Consider the following 14,976-nt stretch of genomic DNA (forward strand, 5'->3'; position numbering starts at 1 on the left):
CTGCAGAAAAAACGCAGTAAAAACGATCGAAACAGCAAGCTAGTGAAAGGATTACAGCAATGAAAAAGACACTATTGGTGACTGCTATCGCCGGCGCCTTGGCCGCTTCCGCCGGAGCCGCCTCCGCCGCTACTGTCTACAACCAGGACGGCACCAAGCTCGACCTGTACGGCAACATCCAGTTGGCTTACAAGTCCATCGAAACCGCCCAGTTTGAAGACGTTCCAGGCGTAGGTAATGATATCTATCAGGGAACCGAAGCGGAAGACGAAATCTTCGATAACGGCTCCACCATCGGCGTGACCGGCGAGCACGTGATCATGAATGGCCTGACCGGCTACTTCAAGGCGGAGTGGGAATTCGACGCGGACCAAGCCAAGGGCGCCCCCGGCGGTATCAACACCGGCGACCAGGCCTACCTGGGCTTGAAGGGCAACTTCGGTGACGCGCGCCTGGGTTCTTGGGACCCGCTGATCGACGACTGGATTCAGGACCCGATCTCCAACAACGAATACTTCGACGTCTCCGACTCCAATGGTCGTATCTTGGGTGTCGAGAATCGCGAAGGCGACAAGCTGCAGTACATGTCACCGTCCTTGGGCGGTCTGCAATTCGCCGTGGGTACCCAGTACAAAGGGGACGCGGAATTCGATGGCGATGATACAGTCACTGGAACTAACTCACTTGGCGACGAGATTACGGTCACTGGTGAGGATAGCAGCAATGCTTCCTTCTTCGGCGGCTTGAAGTACGAAGTGGGCAACTTCTCCATCGCCGCAGTCTACGACAACCTGGATAATAACGACGGTAGCTACTCTGCCGTAGATAGCGATGGGAATGATATTGGCAGCGGTGATTTCGAAGCCGGTGAGCAGTACGGTATCACCGGTCAGTATACCTGGGATACCCTGCGCGTTGCGTTGAAGGCAGAGCGTTTCAAGTCCGATAACGATACCTTGGCGGATACTAACTATTACGCCTTGGGTGCCCGCTACGGCTACGGCAACGGCATGGGCGATCTCTACGGCTCCTACCAGTATGTCGACGTAGGTGGCGGAGACTTCCTCGATACCGCAGACGATGCGTTGACCAGCGGCGACTGGCCGAGCGAGCGCGAGGACGAGAGCTACAACGAGATCATCCTGGGTGCCACCTACAATATCTCCGACGCCATGTACACTTTCGTTGAAGGTGCGCTCTACGATCGTACGGACGACGAAGGTGACGGTGTCGCCGTGGGTGCCGTCTATCTGTTCTAATCCCGCTTGATGCAGGGGTATCATCCGACCCTGCCCCGAGTTGGACTGATATCGAAAGCCGATCCCTTGGGGTCGGCTTTTTTCATGAGGTGATCGATGAAACGCAAATTTCCCACCACGTTTGTTTCCACCAAGACGGCCACTGCGGTGCTGCTGGCGCTGAGCCTGAGCCACGCCGGCGCGGTACTGGCGGAAAGCGACAGCGCCGCGGCGGAGAAACGCCGCGCGTCCATGGAACCGCTGGATCTGACCGGCTTTCTGAAATCCGAAAACGACGCCCGCAGCCGGGATTTCCTCTACGGCCGCTGGAACCGGCATGACTTTCAGGTGAAAACCCCCGGCGTCTATACCTTCGAAAGTCACGTGCCGGCGGGAGAAAACCCGGACAACCGTATCGAGGCCAGGCTGCTGGACAGCCAGGGCCAGGTGATCGCGGAAGGCCAGGGGCTGGGGCGCCAGGGCGGGCTGGAAATGAGCCAGCGCCTGGAACCCGGCGACTACGTGCTGGAGGTGCAGGGCTACAAGTTCGGCGCCAAGAGCAACCGCGGCGACGGCTTCTTTGTCACTGTGTCCGGCCAGGATGCCCAGGGCCGGCAACTGGCGGAAGGTATCGACGACGGCGGCGGCATCGTCTTCGGCGGCCCGGGCAAGGATGGCCGCAGCACCGCTTTCGTGAGAAGCAGCGAATCCGTGGTGCCCCTGGCCGCCGGCGGTGCGGTGGCAGCGAGTGCCAAGGCGTCAAGCGATAATGCCCCTGTCGAGCGCGAGCCGATCGAGCAAGCCTCAACTGATCCCAGGCCCGGTGATGTCGCGATCAGCGAGCAAGCTTCGTCTTCCGCCGAATCCCCGGCTGAACCATCCGGCTTGTCACAAGGCATGCCTGCCGCCGCTTCCTCTCAAGCTTCGGAAACCGGCGAAGCGGCGACGCCGGAGCGTGGCTTCGACGAGATCGTCACGGACGTCAAGATTCGCGCCAAGGGCGAGGTGCTGACCTTCGAGGTGGCTCAGGCGGGCACCGTTGCCATCACCACTTCGACCTTCGCCGACGACGAGAGCAACTATCGCATCGAGGCGCGGGTGCTCAACGAGCAGGATGAAGTGGTCGCCAAGGACAAGGGCGAAGGCTTCAACGGCGATGTGGATATCAAGACCGTGCTCGAGCCCGGCCGGTATCGGGTCTGGGTACAAGGGCAGAAGTTCGGCTCGGCGATGAGCGGCGTCAATAACTACGAACTGAGAGTCAAGCAGCTCGATATTCAATAAATGTTCACTGCTTGAAAGTCGATTTACTTTACCTGGTAGCTGTAGCTGACCCCGCCGTTTCGGCGGAGTCGGCTTGGGCGTGACGTCTTTTCAGCCGGATGACTGAAATAGTTGATTCTTTGTCACTTGTCGCTGCGAATCTGGGCATGACTGATCAGGGCAAAGATGAAGGTGCCGCCCACCACGTTGCCCGACAGCACCGGCAGTACGAAGTCGAGCAGATAGACGCCGAAACTCACCTTGCCGTCGAACACCAGATAGAGCACCTCCGTGGAGCCGACGATGATGTGGGTGAAACCGCCGATCGCCACCAGATAGGTGATGATCAGGATCACCCCGATCTTGGCCTGCCCGGCGGCGGGGAGCAGCCACACCATGGTGGCGATCAGCCAGCCCGCGAACACGCCCTTGGCGAACATCATGCCGCCATCGTTTTCCAGCAGATGCTTGCCGATGCCGAGAAATACCTGGTGTGTCTCGCTGTCGAAGACCGGCATGGTGATGATCGCGTAGGCAGCGATGGCGGTACCCAGCAGGTTGCCGATCAGCACCGTGCCCCACAGCCGTAGAAGGCACAGCAGCTTGGAAAAACGCGGCTCGCTCATCAAGGGCAGGACCGCGGTCACCGTGTTTTCGGTAAAAAGCTGCTGCCTGGCGAGGATCACGATCAGAAAGCCGATGGTGTAGCCCAGGGACGCCACGAGATAGCCGATGCTGCTGTCCGGCAGATGAAAGGTCAGCAAGCCCTTGGCCAGCATCGAGAAGCTCATCGACATCCCGGCGGCCAGCGCCGACCAGAACAAGGCGGAAACGGTGCGCGACAGCTCCTTCTCGCCTTCGCTGCGAATGGTCTTGTGTACGCCCGCCGCTTGAGTGGGCATGCGACCGTCGTCAAAATCTTCGCTTTTTGAAGTGTTGGATTCGTTCGACAATGAGGCGTCCTCGAGGTTTGAGAGCCTTCAGCGGTTTTTTATGAAAGCCTTCAGCGGTTTTTAGGTCTTGAGTCGCTTATCGATTTATCTTGCGATTATTTTCTCCCTGATGATACGTCTTTCGGGTGCGTCAGGAAAAAGCGCAGCATCTCCTTGCTGGCATCCGGGCCCCTGGGGTCGGTATAGGAGCCGCGAGAGGTGCCGCCGGCCCAGGCATGGCCCGCGCCGTGAATCGACCACTGCTCCAGAATGGCCTGACCCTTCGCATCATGATGCGTCGTCCAGGTATAGGCATGACCATTGGGTACCTGACCGCGCTCGCTTTGCATGCCCATGTTGCTTTTCGCGTGTTTTCCTGTGCCGGCGGAAGGCAGATATTGCGCCGCGACCCGATCGCCGTTGCTGGGATGCACCGTGGCGTCCCGATCGCCGTGGAAGATGATCGCGGGAATGGTCCGAGCCGATGAGGATTTCGCGCGGATATCCGCCTGCTTGTCGAGGCTCGCCAGCGGCCCGTTGCCGCCTTGCATTGCCGCGAGAGCGGATGGCAGATCCTGGGCGGCGCCGTGAGGAAGCCCGGAGTGAACGCCCACCGCCGCGAACAGATCCGGGTAGGTCATGGCCAGCGTCGTTGCCATGGCGCCGCCGGCGGACAGTCCCGCCACATAGACGCGGGCTTCGTCCAGGTGATACTCCTCGATGATCCGGCGCGTCATGCCGGCAATGATCGCCGGTTCGCCGCGTTCGCGCTGCTGATCGCTTGCCTTGAACCAGTTCCAGCACCTGGAATGATTGGCGGAGGCAGGCTGGGCGGGGTAGAGCACCAGGCAGGGCTGCGTTTCCGCCAGGGTGTTCATGCCGGTGCCGGCGGCGAAATCATCCGGATTTTGGGTGCAGCCGTGCAGCATGACCACCAGCGGCAGGGACTGGCCATGATAGCCGCTGGGAACATACAGCTTGTAATCCCGGCTGCCCGCCTGATTGGCGAAGGTGCCGCCGGTAAAGGTTGCACCTTCCGGCAGCGCTTCCGTGGGGGTGGCGAACCCTGTGTTCAGCCCTTGCAACCCGCCTTGCCAACCCTCTTGCAAGCCTCCTTGCAATCCCGCCAGCTTGCCGCGCAGCAGATCGCCCAGACCGCCGGCGTTAAGGCCGCCGATATTCGGACTGACAGCGAAAGGTTGGCGTGGCGCAGGGGACTGCACTCGATCTTGCTGAGCGGTTCTTGAATGGGCGGCACTGTCGCGAGAGCGAGAGACAGTATCGGGTTTTGCCTCGTCCACCACCCGATAGCTTCCTTCGATGGTCTCGCCTCGAGCGTCCGCGGGCTCGCCGTTTTCGTTCGAACCCGACTCGCCGTTCAGCGCCCGCTGTATCATCGCGGTGGCTTCCTGCAGTTGGCCCGCCTGGGTCAAGCGAGTGGCTTCCTGCAGGTTGGCCATGATCGTTTCATTGATGGAAAGGTTCATTGAAATGCTCCTCGGCGTGGATTGCCCCGCCGTCAGTGGATTCTGTCCGCCAGGGCGGCCTTGACCGCCTTGCTGGCTTGCAGGGCGCCGAGTACGGCGATGGATTCGATGGTGGCCAGGGCAAGTTCCGGGGAGACATCCTCGGCGATACTCGCAAGCCCCAGTACCTGAATCTGCAGTGCCTCTCCCCGGGCCTGTACCGCCTCGAGATCGGCACGGCTGTAATGTTGCAGGCCCAGCACGTAGGTCTTGCGGGCGACGGTTTCCTTGACCACTTCCGCGTGAGTCGCCAGCTGGTTGCGAATCGCCGTACGGATCAGGTCGCTGCGGTTGGAATAGAAGCCTTCCTGTACCAGCAGATCGATCTGTCCCAGGTCGATCACCCCCAGATTGATAGTGAGCTTCTCGGTGGTGTCGCTCGGTTTGCGTCTTAGCTCATGCACGCTCATCGTGGCTTTCCTCGTTATTCAGCATCTATAGGGATTCCGCTTGGATTCTATATACCATCCAATTAGAATCCATATGGATGGTATATAGCGTATCCGAGTCTCTGTCAAGGAAAGACAGCCGTCAAGAAAACAAGCGCGTCAATCATGACAAGGGCGCAAGGCCGGGCGCCGGGTCATCAAGAGAAGAAAAACCGAGGAAGGAACTATCAAGTAAGTCAGTATCAAGGGAGGAACTGGCAGGATAAGAAGGGCGGGAGGTTATCCCGCAAAGCCGGTTTATCTTTCGGGATAAACGCACCGGCCGCCCACGAAGGTCCGCCGTGGCTGAAGCTGGCTGTCCAGCAGCGTGATGTCCGCGTCGAATCCGACGGCCAGGCGTCCCTTGCGGTGGTGCAGCCCGAGCACCCGGGCCACGTTCCCGGAAATCACGCCCAGGGCGTCCTCGAGGGGCAGCACCTTTTCATTCACCAGACGCTGCCAGTCCGCGACCAGGGCGGTGTTGCGCGCCACCCGCATGCCCAGGTAAGCGCCTTGAGCGTCGAATTCCGGCAGGCTGCCGTTGCAATCGGAACTCATGGTGATGCGCTCCACCGGAACGCCGCGATCGAGCAACAGGCAAACCGCGTCGAAGCCGGAAGGATCGTCCTCACCAAGCTCATCGAAGGCGGTCACATCCACGCAGGCGGCGAAGGTCAGCGCATAGTCCGCAGCCTCCTCGAGCAGGGCGCGATGGCGGTTGACGTGGGTGGGGATCACCTGGTCCGCGGGGATCTCCGTTTCGGCCAGCAGGCGACGCAGCGGTTCCAGTCCGCGCTTGCCGTCGCCGAGGTGGAAATGGCAGATACCGCGCTTGCCCGCCAGCATGGCGCCGACCCGCACCTCGCTGACCAGCCGTTCGATCTCGTCCTGGCGCGGCTGGCTCGAACGGTGGTCCGAAATGGCCAGCTCCCCCAGGCCGATCACCTCGGGAATCCAGGCCAGATCACGCTGCAGGTCACCGGTGAGGGTCGGCGGCGGCACCCGATAGGCGCCGGTATACATGTAGGCGTCAATGCCCTCCGCCTTGAGGTCGCGCACCTTGGCGAGCAGGTCCGCCGGGGAGCGGCTGATGCTGTCGGTGCCCAGTACGCCGACTACCGTGGCGATTCCCATGGCGGCGATTTCCCGAGCGGTGATCGCCGGGCAACGGCTGCCACCACCCCCTTCGCCGCCGCCACCGGTGACATGCACATGCTGATCGATGAAGGCCGGCACGGCGATCAGATCCGGTGCTTCCACCCGATGCACCGGCCAGCCTTGGGGAATATCAAGATCGCGCCCCAGGGCGGCGATTCGTCCATCGGCGATCAGGATATCGGTGGCTTCGAGCGGTTCCGGCGCATGGATACGACCCACCCGCAGCAGGGTCATCAAGGGAAGATCCGGATCATGTCGCTTCATGTCGGATCTCCGCTCGCATCCGGGGCGAAGCGGCGTCCCCGGAGACGTTCGATAGCGCTTTCCGTGTCGTCTATCAACAGCACCAGCAAATCGCCTTCGCTTGCCTGATCGAACGCCTTTGCGACCGCCTGGCGCTCTTCCATGAAAACCTCCACCTGGCAGTTGTCTTCTATTGAATCCGCACCGCTGCGTATCAGCGCACTGGTTTCACCGGGGGCGCGTCCGCGCGGGTCGCTATCGAAGATAAACAAGCTGTCGTGCATTCTGGCGAGCTGGGCACCCAGGGCCACGAGGTCCTCGTCACGGCGATTGCCCGGCGCGCCGGCGACACAGAGGCGTCGATGCGCCGGAATACAGCTGACCAGTTCACCGAGGGCCTCGAGGGCCGCCACGTTGTGCCCATAATCGATCAGCACCTTCATGCCCGCCGCTTCGATGAAATTGGTGCGCCCGGGGTTCTGGCCCGGCGTGGGATGAAACGTCTGCAGGCCCCGTTGGATATCCGCGATGGAAAGTCCCAGCGCATAGGCGGCGGCGCTGGCGGCCAGGGCATTGGCGACGTTGAAGCGTGCATGTCCCTCGAAGGTAAGCGGCACTTCAAAGACCGGAACCACCTCGGCCTCCACCTTGCCCTGGCGCATCACGATACGCTCGTTGTGCACGGTGAAGGCCACGCCGTGTTCGTTGACATGCTCGCGGATCGTCGGCGAGTCGGGGTCCAGGGTGAAGAAGACGATATTGCCCCGGGCCCATTGCCGACTGTCGAGCACCCGTGGGTCGTCCGCGTTGAGTACTGCCGTGCCGCCTTGGCGCACCGCATCGATCACCACGGATTTGCAGCGAGCCAGTTCCTCCAGGGTATGGATATCGTGTTCGCCCAGGTGGTCGCTGGCGATATTGAGCAATACGCCGACATCGCACTCGTCGAAACCGAGCCCGCGACGCATGATGCCGCCCCGGGCAACCTCGAGTACCGCGTACTCCACCGTGGGCTCCCGCAGCACGATGGCGGCGGCCTGAGGGCCGCTATAGTCGCCGCGCATGATCACATGGTTATTGATCTCGATGGTGCCGGTACAGGCCATGCCGACGCTGCGGCGCGCATGACGCAGCAGGTGTGCGAGCAGGCGTACCGTCGTGGTCTTGCCGTTGGTGCCGGTGACGGCCGCGATGGGAACGCGGCCGTTGTCGTCGCTGTCCGGAAACAGCATGTCCACTACCGGCCGACCCACGTTGCGGCCCAGCCCATGGGTGGGAGACAGGTGCATGCGAAAACCGGGGCCGGCGTTGACCTCCACCACCGCGGCGGACTGGTCCTCCAGGGGCCGAGTCAGGGTTTCCGACAGCAGATCGATACCGATGATATCGAGCCCGATCAATCGTGCGATACGTTCCGCAGCGTATTTGACTTCCGGGTGAACGTCGTCGGTCACGTCCGTGGCGGTGCCCCCGGTACTCAGGTTTGCCGTGGACTTCAAGTAGACGATTTCATCCTTGGCGATCACGCTTTGCAGGGTCAGGTTCTGCTGATCGAGCAAGCGCAGCGACTGCTCGTCTATTTGAATCTGCGTCAGCAGGTTTTCATGGCCGACACCGCGGCGCGGGTCGCCATTTTCCACGTCCACCAGCGCTTGAATGGAGGATTCACCGTCGCCGATCACATGAGCGGGACGTCGTCTGGCGGCGGCAACAAGCTGACCGTTGATTACCAGCAGGCGATGATCCTCGCCTTTGACGTATTTCTCGACGATGACCGAAGGGTAGCGGTTAGCCGCGATATCGAAGGCCTCTCGCAGTGCCTGGTCGTCATCGATATCCGTGCTGATACCACGACCGTGATTGCCGATCAGCGGTTTCGTTACGACGGGATAGCCGATGTCTCGAGCGATGTCGAGTGCTTCACTATAGGACTCGCAAACTCGTCCCTGGGGTACCGGGATGCCTGCGTCGTCAAGTATCTGCTTGGTCCAGTTCTTGTCGTCGGCGATGCCGGCGCCGATCAGATTCGTGCGCCAGGTCACCGTCGCCTGGATGCGCTGCTGGCGATGGCCCTGGCCTAGTTGTACATAGCTGCTGTCTTCACTCAGACGCGTGCTGGGAATACCACGGTTCCCGGCGGCCTCGACGATAGCGGCGGTGGATGGCCCCAGCATGTTGTCGTCGCGCACATTCTTGAGCCGCGTGATGATGGCGGGCATGTCGATGGCGTCGCCGCTGAACAGCCGTTCGACGAAATCCACGGCTTCCACCCCTGCGGCGAGACCACAGGCCTCGTCCCGATAGCGATAGATGACGTTGTAGATACCGCTGTCATAGGCGTCGATGGTCTTGCCGTAGCCGACGGAGAAGCCGATCAGATTCTGCAGTTCGATGGCCACGTGCTCGACAATATGGCCGGCCCAGGTACCGCGAGCCAGCCGCTCCAGAAACCCGCCGGGGCGGCCCACGGAGCAGCGGTGTTCCTGCAGCGTGGGAATGAGTTCGCTGATGCGCTGGACGATATCCGGGGCGGTATCGCTCGGTCGCTGTTCCAGCTCGCCGATGTCCAGGCGCAGAAAAATGGCCTGATAGCGGCTGTAATAGTTCGGGCCGCGCAGGGCGCGGTGTTCCAGGATGTTCATGGGATTTCCTTTTCCTTGAGAACAGCAGTGAGCTCGTCGGCGACGAGGTAACGGCGTGCATCGATGTCGAACCCATGTCCGCTGATCAAGGCATGTACGATCGTGTTCTCGATGGCCACGGGTTCTCCCATCGACAGGGCGGCGATGTTCGAGCTTGCCAGCTTCTGGCTGTCGATGATGATCACATGTCCAGAACCGATGACTTCAAGAACCCGATTTGGGTGAATGATCACCGCCGCGTCCTCGCCGATTCCCACGCCCAACTGTCCCGGATTGGACGCGCCGGCTTCCATCAAGCGGGTAAATCGCCCCCGGTTGAGAAAGTGGCTGTCGATCATCAGGCCGCTGACCAGCCCGAGACCTGACGCCATATGGACCGCGCCCTTGCGCAAGGCATCCTCGGCGGCGCCGCCGTAGATCATGGTGCTCGGCAGCGCCGCGGCGCCGGCGCTGGTGCCGGCCACCACCGCACCCGCCCCGGAGCGTTGACGGATGGCTTCCAGCACCGGGGAGCCGCCTATGGCGCTGGTCAGATGAAGCTGGTCACCACCGGTAAAGAAAATAACCCCGCTTCGCTCGATCAGGCGCACTGCCTCCGGGTCGGCGGCTTGACGGCGATCCTGCATCGCCAGCGTATGGACTCGACTCGCACCCAGGCGTTCGAAGGCTGCTCTATAGACGGGAAGTATCTGACCCGGGATGGAGCTTGCGGCAGCGATGACCACGACTTCGCTGTTGCCTTCCGGGGCGAGGGCAAAGACCTGTTTCAGGATGGCAAGATCGGAGGTTCTGTCCTCCGCGCCGCCGATGGCCACGAGAAGGCCCGGTGAGCCGGGGCTTGATGAGACGGCGTTTGATGAAATAGCGCTTGATGAAATAGGGCGATGTATTGTCATTCTTTTCCTTCGCGACTAAACGATACGGCCAGGGAAATGCCTAAGCAATACCCTGAGTATACGGCGCTTTTACTCACATAACGGCGTTTTCGTTTTCGTTGTATGGTTAAAAAAACACAAGGTAAATCCCATGGCTTACCGCTTCTTGTACTTGTCGGCTGGCGCTACGTTGCTGGTTTTTTCCGCGATTTCTCCTGCCGATAGCGCGCAGCCTCCCTCCTGCTCGCCGAGCGAAACCCACCAGGCCTGGCTCGAGCGGGTCAACCAGGCCAGAAGTCAGCCCCGCCAGTGCGGTGACGAATCCTTTCAGGCCGTCGAGTCGCTGACCTGGAGCTGCGCCCTGGAGGCAGCCGCCAAGGACTACGCAAAGAACATGGCGGAAAACGATTTCTTCAGTCATACCAGCCCTTCCGGTAAAGATGTTGGAGAGCGGGTGCGGGATCAAGGCTACGACTGGTGGGCGGTGGGGGAGAACATCGCCGCGGGACAGGATTCCATCGAGGCGGTGATCGAAGGCTGGCTTTCGAGCCCGGGCCACTGCGCCAATCTCATGAGCGAGAAATTTAGCGAGATGGGCATGGCCAGGGCACAAGCGCCGGGTTCCGTGTACTCGCCTTACTGGACGCAGATCTTCGCCAGGCCGAAGTAGAGAGGCAGCAGAACTCGATTTTCGTGCTTCTTTTCAACGCCTGTGACGGCTGCCTGGCTGAGCGATGACTCGCTCCAGGGCCAAAGCCCCTCGCTCAAAGGCCTGTTTTTGCTTTTCCAAAATACTGCTACGCTGATAGCGAGTGAATGGAAAATAGAAATAGTAAAAGGCATTCCAGTTCAATCGCTGACCCATGGTGTCAGTAGAATCAAGTAGACAATCGCGTAGGACACTACTCAGGAGAGAGACGATGAAGGATTCCAAGACGGACAAGTCCGAAGGCATGATCGACAAGGCGGCAGGCAAGATCAAGGAGGCGCTGGGCAAGGCCAGTGATGACAAGAGTACCGAAGCCGAAGGCAAGGCGCAGGCCTCCAAGGGAGACGCCAAGCGAGCCAAGGGCAACGTGAAGGATGCTCTCGATCCAGGAAGCGATTCTCAAAAGACCAATAATCCGTAGCACTGATTCCCAGCTTGCATCGAACCATCGCCGGGCCGTGAAAGCGGTCCGGCGATGGCGTTTTTTTACTGGCGCCCCCATCAGGATTCGAACCTGAGACCTTCCCCTTAGGAGGGGGACGCTCTATCCAGCTGAGCTATGGGGGCTAAAAAGGCGAGACATCCTGTATACCAGGAACTGTGTCGCGGGCGGGGCACAGTATAAAGCGCGTGCCGGGCAAGTTAAACCCGATTCGGTCCGGGCGGTGATCGATGCTAGAGTAGCCTCCTCATTGCCCGATGATGCCGCCTGCGATTTTCATGTCAGCTTCTTCTTCAAGTGATATCTCACCACTTTCTCCTTTGGGCGATCGTCATTTCGACGGCCTGGCGGACAAGTTCGCCACCAGCCTTTACGCCACTTCTCGAGGCGAGATTCGCTTGCGCCTGTTGAATGCGCTGCTGCCGCGCCAGCTTGATCTACGAGGACAAAGGGTACTGGACGTGGGTGGTGGGCTAGGGCAAATGGCGGCCTGGTTCGCGGAGCGCGGCCATAGGGTGACCCTGGCGGAGCCGGCGGCGGAAATGCTGGCCCGAGCGCGGGAGGCGCTTGAAGGTCAGCCTGTGGAATTGATTCAGACGACGCTACAGGCGTTGCCGGAAAAAGCGCCAGGGCCTTGGTCGCTGGTGGTTTGCCATGCGGTGCTGGAATGGCTGGCGGATCCGCGAGAGGCGCTGCGGATTCTCGCTTCGCTGGTAGCACCCGGTGGCCAGCTATCGCTGATGGTGTTCAACCGTGACGCGCTGCGGCTCTCCAATATCGTCAAGGGCAATCTGGACAAGGTGCTGGACGATCGTCTGGCGGGTACCGGCAAGCGTCAACGACTGACGCCGATCTCACCGCTGACCCATGCGGATATCGAGGCTTGGGCGACGGAAAATGATCTGGTGATGGAAGCGGTGGCGGGCGTTCGAGTCTTTTATGATTATCTTCGCGAGCGTGATCCCCAAGGAGATACCCTGACCAAGCTGATCGAGCTGGAACACCGCTACTGCGAAGCGGAGCCTTACTGGCGACTGGGGCGCTATCTGTTGTATACCCTGCGCAAGCCGACCATCCAGGAGAAAGATTCATGAGCGCGCAAACGCCGGTCTGCCAGCTACTGCAACGCCAGGACATGGATTACCGCGACTGGCTGTGGGTAGCGCCGCCTCGGGATACCTGGCTGGAAGCGGGGCAGGGCCGTTTGCTGAGCGCCGATCACTCGATTCTCGAGGCCTGGCGCGAGCAAGGCCGACCCGTGCATTCGGCGCTGGATAGCGATCTGGGCTCGCCCCCGGGAGCGGTACTATTCTGGCCCAAGACCCATGCCCTGGGGGAGTGGTGGCTGCTCAAGCTGTGCCAGGATCTGCCGGAGGGCACGCCGCTTCAGGTGGTGGGAGAAAACCAGGGCGGCATCAAGCGAGTGCTCAAGGTGCTTGCGGCCCTGGGGCTCGGCTGTCGCAAGCTCGATAGCGCTCGGCGCTGCAGTCTGTTCGATACCAAGCTGCGCCGAGTGGGTATCGACCCGGAACTGGCCTGGACCCGCTTCGAGGCCCAGGAACTGACCCTGATCAGCCATCCCGGGGTGTTCGGCCACGGCAAGCTGGACGAGGGCACCCAACTATTGCTGGAGGCACTGCCGGAGCTGCTGCCGAAAGGCGATTGTCGTGTGCTGGACATGGGCTGTGGCGATGGGGTGATCGCCGCCTGGCTGGCGCGACGTGGCGCCCGGGTGAGCGCGGTTGACAGCAATCTCTTTGCGGTGGAAGCCACCCGGCGCACCCTGGCGACCAATCGGCTCGAGGGTCGAGCGCTATCGAGCGATGTGTATTCGGCACTGAATGATGAGCGCTTCGATGTGATCGTCAGCAATCCGCCGTTTCATCAGGAGCGCAGCATCGATTATGGCCCGGCAGCGCGGCTGATCGAGCAGGCTCCAGCGCATCTCGAAAAAGGCGGACGTTTGGTCCTGGTCGCCAATACCTTCCTGCCTTATGCGGATCGACTCGAAGCTGCCTTCGGAAGTTTTCGTGTCATCGCCGATGATCGGCGTTTTCGGGTGTACGAAGTACAAAAAAATTAATCTAATGAATTGCTTGAAAGGGGATAAGGAATGGCAGTGGATCGAACCCTGCAGGGGCTGGTATTGGGTGGCCTGGTGGCGATCGGCCTGGTGTGGGGCGGCAGCTATATCAAGGATGCCGCCCAGGTGTGGCGGGATGCCAATCGCAGCGTCACCGTCAAGGGGCTTGCCGAGCGAGAAGTGGCGGCCAACGTGGCGCTTTGGCCGCTGCACTATAGCGTGGCCGGAAACGAACTGAGCGGCTTGCAGGCAGAGCTTGCTCAAGATGAAGCGACGATTCGGGAGTTCCTGGAGGCACAGGGCTTCGATGCGAGCAATATCAGCGTCACGCCGCCCCAGGTACAGGATCGCTATGCCAATAATTACGGCAATTCACAGCCGGAAGAGCGCTATTCCGGCGAGGCCACGGTGCTCTTGCGCACGCCCAAGGTCAGCGCGGTCAAGGCCGCCCTGCCGAAGACCTCGCAGCTGGTGCGCGAAGGGGTGCTGCTGTCGCCCAACTACGAATACCGTACCGAATTCCTGTTTACCGATCTGGAGCGGATCAAGCCGGAGATGATCGCCGAAGCCACCGCGGACGCCCGCCGCGCCGCCCAGCAGTTTGCCGAGGATTCCGGCAGCCGGGTAGGCGCGATCAAGCGCGCCAGCCAAGGGTATTTCTCCATCGAGGACCTGGACAGCTATACCCCGGACCTCAAGAAGGTCCGGGTGGTGACCACCATCGATTACGCCTTGGAAGACTGAGCGCTTTGGACCTAGGCCTGAGGGTCTCGATAGTGAATCTCGGTGATCAGGTAGGTAGTGCTGCCCCCCGGGGCGGCCACCGTGGCTTCGTCGTCGAGCGACTTGCCGAGCAGCGCCCGGGCTAGCGGCGCGTCGACGCTGATCCAGCGCTTCTGGGTATCCGTCTCGTCGTGACCGACGATGCGGATCTCGAGTTCTTCGCCGGCTTCGTCTTCCGGGGTGATAAGAGCCAGAGTGACGAAGGCACCGAAATATACCTTGCCCCTATCCGCCGGCAGACGATCCACCACCTGCACCTCCTCCAGGCGCTTGGTCAGGTAGCGAATCCGCGCGATGACCCGGTTGAGTTCCTTCTTGTTGTAGGTGTAATCCGCATTCTCGCTGCGATCGCCGAGCGCCGCCGCTTCTCCCACCTTGGCGGAAAGCGCCGGGCGCTTGACCCGGGAAAGGTGCTCGAGAATACCCTGCAGTCGCGCCTGGCCCTCTGCGGTGATCAAGGGGCTCTTGGGTTCCTGGCGCGGGTCCTTGGCCGGGTCCCGCCAGCGGGTCATGTTGCGGCCTTGCATGTTTTTTCCTTGAAATGTCGGGGCATTTGATCGGCGATTCTACAAGTCGAGGAGGTCGGAGGCTAAGATCGGTGGCGATAATAGAGCGCTGCATCGAAAGCAGCGTTCAAGCATGTCCGAGAATATG

14 protein-coding genes and 1 tRNA gene are annotated in these 14,976 nt (G+C 61.0%); 7 read left to right on the forward strand and 8 right to left on the reverse strand.

Annotated features, from left to right (window positions below):
- The first annotated feature begins 59 nt into the window (after positions 1 to 59).
- Positions 60 to 1,259 (forward strand): porin, encoded by a 1,200-nt coding sequence (locus tag FGL86_RS09140; protein WP_147184272.1) that lies wholly within the window; start codon positions 60 to 62, stop codon positions 1,257 to 1,259.
- A gap of 96 nt (positions 1,260 to 1,355) precedes the next feature.
- Positions 1,356 to 2,522, forward strand: a complete 1,167-nt coding sequence (locus FGL86_RS09145) for a hypothetical protein (protein ID WP_186764366.1) — start codon at positions 1,356 to 1,358, stop codon at positions 2,520 to 2,522.
- Positions 2,523 to 2,644: 122 nt separating this feature from the next.
- Here the strand turns inward: FGL86_RS09145 and FGL86_RS09150 are convergent, their stop codons facing one another.
- From FGL86_RS09150 to FGL86_RS09175, 6 genes are all read right to left on the reverse strand, one after another.
- Positions 2,645 to 3,403, reverse strand: a complete 759-nt coding sequence (locus tag FGL86_RS09150; RefSeq protein WP_147184273.1) for a formate/nitrite transporter family protein — start codon at positions 3,401 to 3,403, stop codon at positions 2,645 to 2,647.
- A gap of 146 nt (positions 3,404 to 3,549) precedes the next feature.
- Positions 3,550 to 4,920: an extracellular catalytic domain type 1 short-chain-length polyhydroxyalkanoate depolymerase gene (locus FGL86_RS09155; RefSeq protein WP_147184274.1), complete on the reverse strand. Its 1,371-nt coding sequence runs from the start codon at positions 4,918 to 4,920 to the stop codon at positions 3,550 to 3,552.
- 32 nt (positions 4,921 to 4,952) lie between these two features.
- The gene (locus FGL86_RS09160; protein ID WP_147184275.1) at positions 4,953 to 5,369 is read right to left on the reverse strand and encodes a CopG family transcriptional regulator; all 417 of its coding nucleotides are present in this window, start codon (positions 5,367 to 5,369) and stop codon (positions 4,953 to 4,955) included.
- Positions 5,370 to 5,645: 276 nt separating this feature from the next.
- The gene (gene iadA, locus FGL86_RS09165) at positions 5,646 to 6,809 is read right to left on the reverse strand and encodes a beta-aspartyl-peptidase (RefSeq protein ID WP_147184276.1); all 1,164 of its coding nucleotides are present in this window, start codon (positions 6,807 to 6,809) and stop codon (positions 5,646 to 5,648) included.
- Positions 6,806 to 9,430 carry a cyanophycin synthetase gene (gene cphA / locus FGL86_RS09170; protein WP_147184277.1) on the reverse strand — a complete coding sequence of 875 codons (2,625 nt, stop codon included), beginning with the start codon at positions 9,428 to 9,430 and terminating at the stop codon, positions 6,806 to 6,808. Before cphA ends, iadA begins: the two co-directional genes overlap by 4 nt.
- A complete protein-coding gene (locus tag FGL86_RS09175; protein WP_147184278.1) occupies positions 9,427 to 10,326 on the reverse strand; it encodes a cyanophycinase in 900 nt (299 codons plus the stop codon). The genes cphA and FGL86_RS09175 overlap by 4 nt, the downstream gene beginning before the upstream one ends.
- Positions 10,327 to 10,456: 130 nt before the next feature.
- On the opposite strand from FGL86_RS09175, the gene FGL86_RS09180 reads away from it, so the two are divergent.
- Positions 10,457 to 10,975, forward strand: coding sequence for a CAP domain-containing protein (locus FGL86_RS09180; RefSeq protein ID WP_147184279.1), 519 nt, complete (start codon positions 10,457 to 10,459; stop codon positions 10,973 to 10,975).
- 250 nt (positions 10,976 to 11,225) lie between these two features.
- Positions 11,226 to 11,435, forward strand: a complete 210-nt coding sequence (locus tag FGL86_RS09185) for a CsbD family protein (RefSeq protein WP_147184280.1) — start codon at positions 11,226 to 11,228, stop codon at positions 11,433 to 11,435.
- Between the two features lie 69 nt (positions 11,436 to 11,504).
- Here FGL86_RS09185 and FGL86_RS09190 read toward each other — a convergent pair.
- Positions 11,505 to 11,581 (reverse strand) — tRNA-Arg (locus tag FGL86_RS09190).
- A gap of 153 nt (positions 11,582 to 11,734) precedes the next feature.
- Between FGL86_RS09190 and FGL86_RS09195 the strand changes: the two genes are divergently transcribed.
- The 3 genes from FGL86_RS09195 to FGL86_RS09205 are packed head-to-tail and all read left to right on the forward strand — an operon-like array spanning position 11,735 to position 14,283.
- Complete coding sequence (locus FGL86_RS09195; RefSeq protein WP_147184281.1) at positions 11,735 to 12,550, forward strand: methyltransferase domain-containing protein; 816 nt, start codon at positions 11,735 to 11,737, stop codon at positions 12,548 to 12,550.
- Entirely contained in the window at positions 12,547 to 13,539 is a 993-nt protein-coding gene (locus FGL86_RS09200) for a methyltransferase (protein ID WP_147184282.1), read from the forward strand. Before FGL86_RS09195 ends, FGL86_RS09200 begins: the two co-directional genes overlap by 4 nt.
- Before the next feature lie 30 nt (positions 13,540 to 13,569).
- On the forward strand, positions 13,570 to 14,283 hold the full coding sequence (locus FGL86_RS09205; RefSeq protein WP_147184283.1) for an SIMPL domain-containing protein: 714 nt from the start codon (positions 13,570 to 13,572) through the stop codon (positions 14,281 to 14,283).
- An 11-nt stretch (positions 14,284 to 14,294) separates the two neighbouring features.
- On the opposite strand, the gene greB is transcribed toward FGL86_RS09205, so the two are convergent.
- Positions 14,295 to 14,849, reverse strand: a complete 555-nt coding sequence (gene greB, locus FGL86_RS09210; protein ID WP_147184284.1) for a transcription elongation factor GreB — start codon at positions 14,847 to 14,849, stop codon at positions 14,295 to 14,297.
- Between the last annotated feature and the right edge of the window lie 127 nt (positions 14,850 to 14,976).

The organism is Pistricoccus aurantiacus, assembly GCF_007954585.1.
Taxonomy (GTDB): Bacteria; Pseudomonadota; Gammaproteobacteria; order Pseudomonadales; family Halomonadaceae; genus Pistricoccus; species Pistricoccus aurantiacus.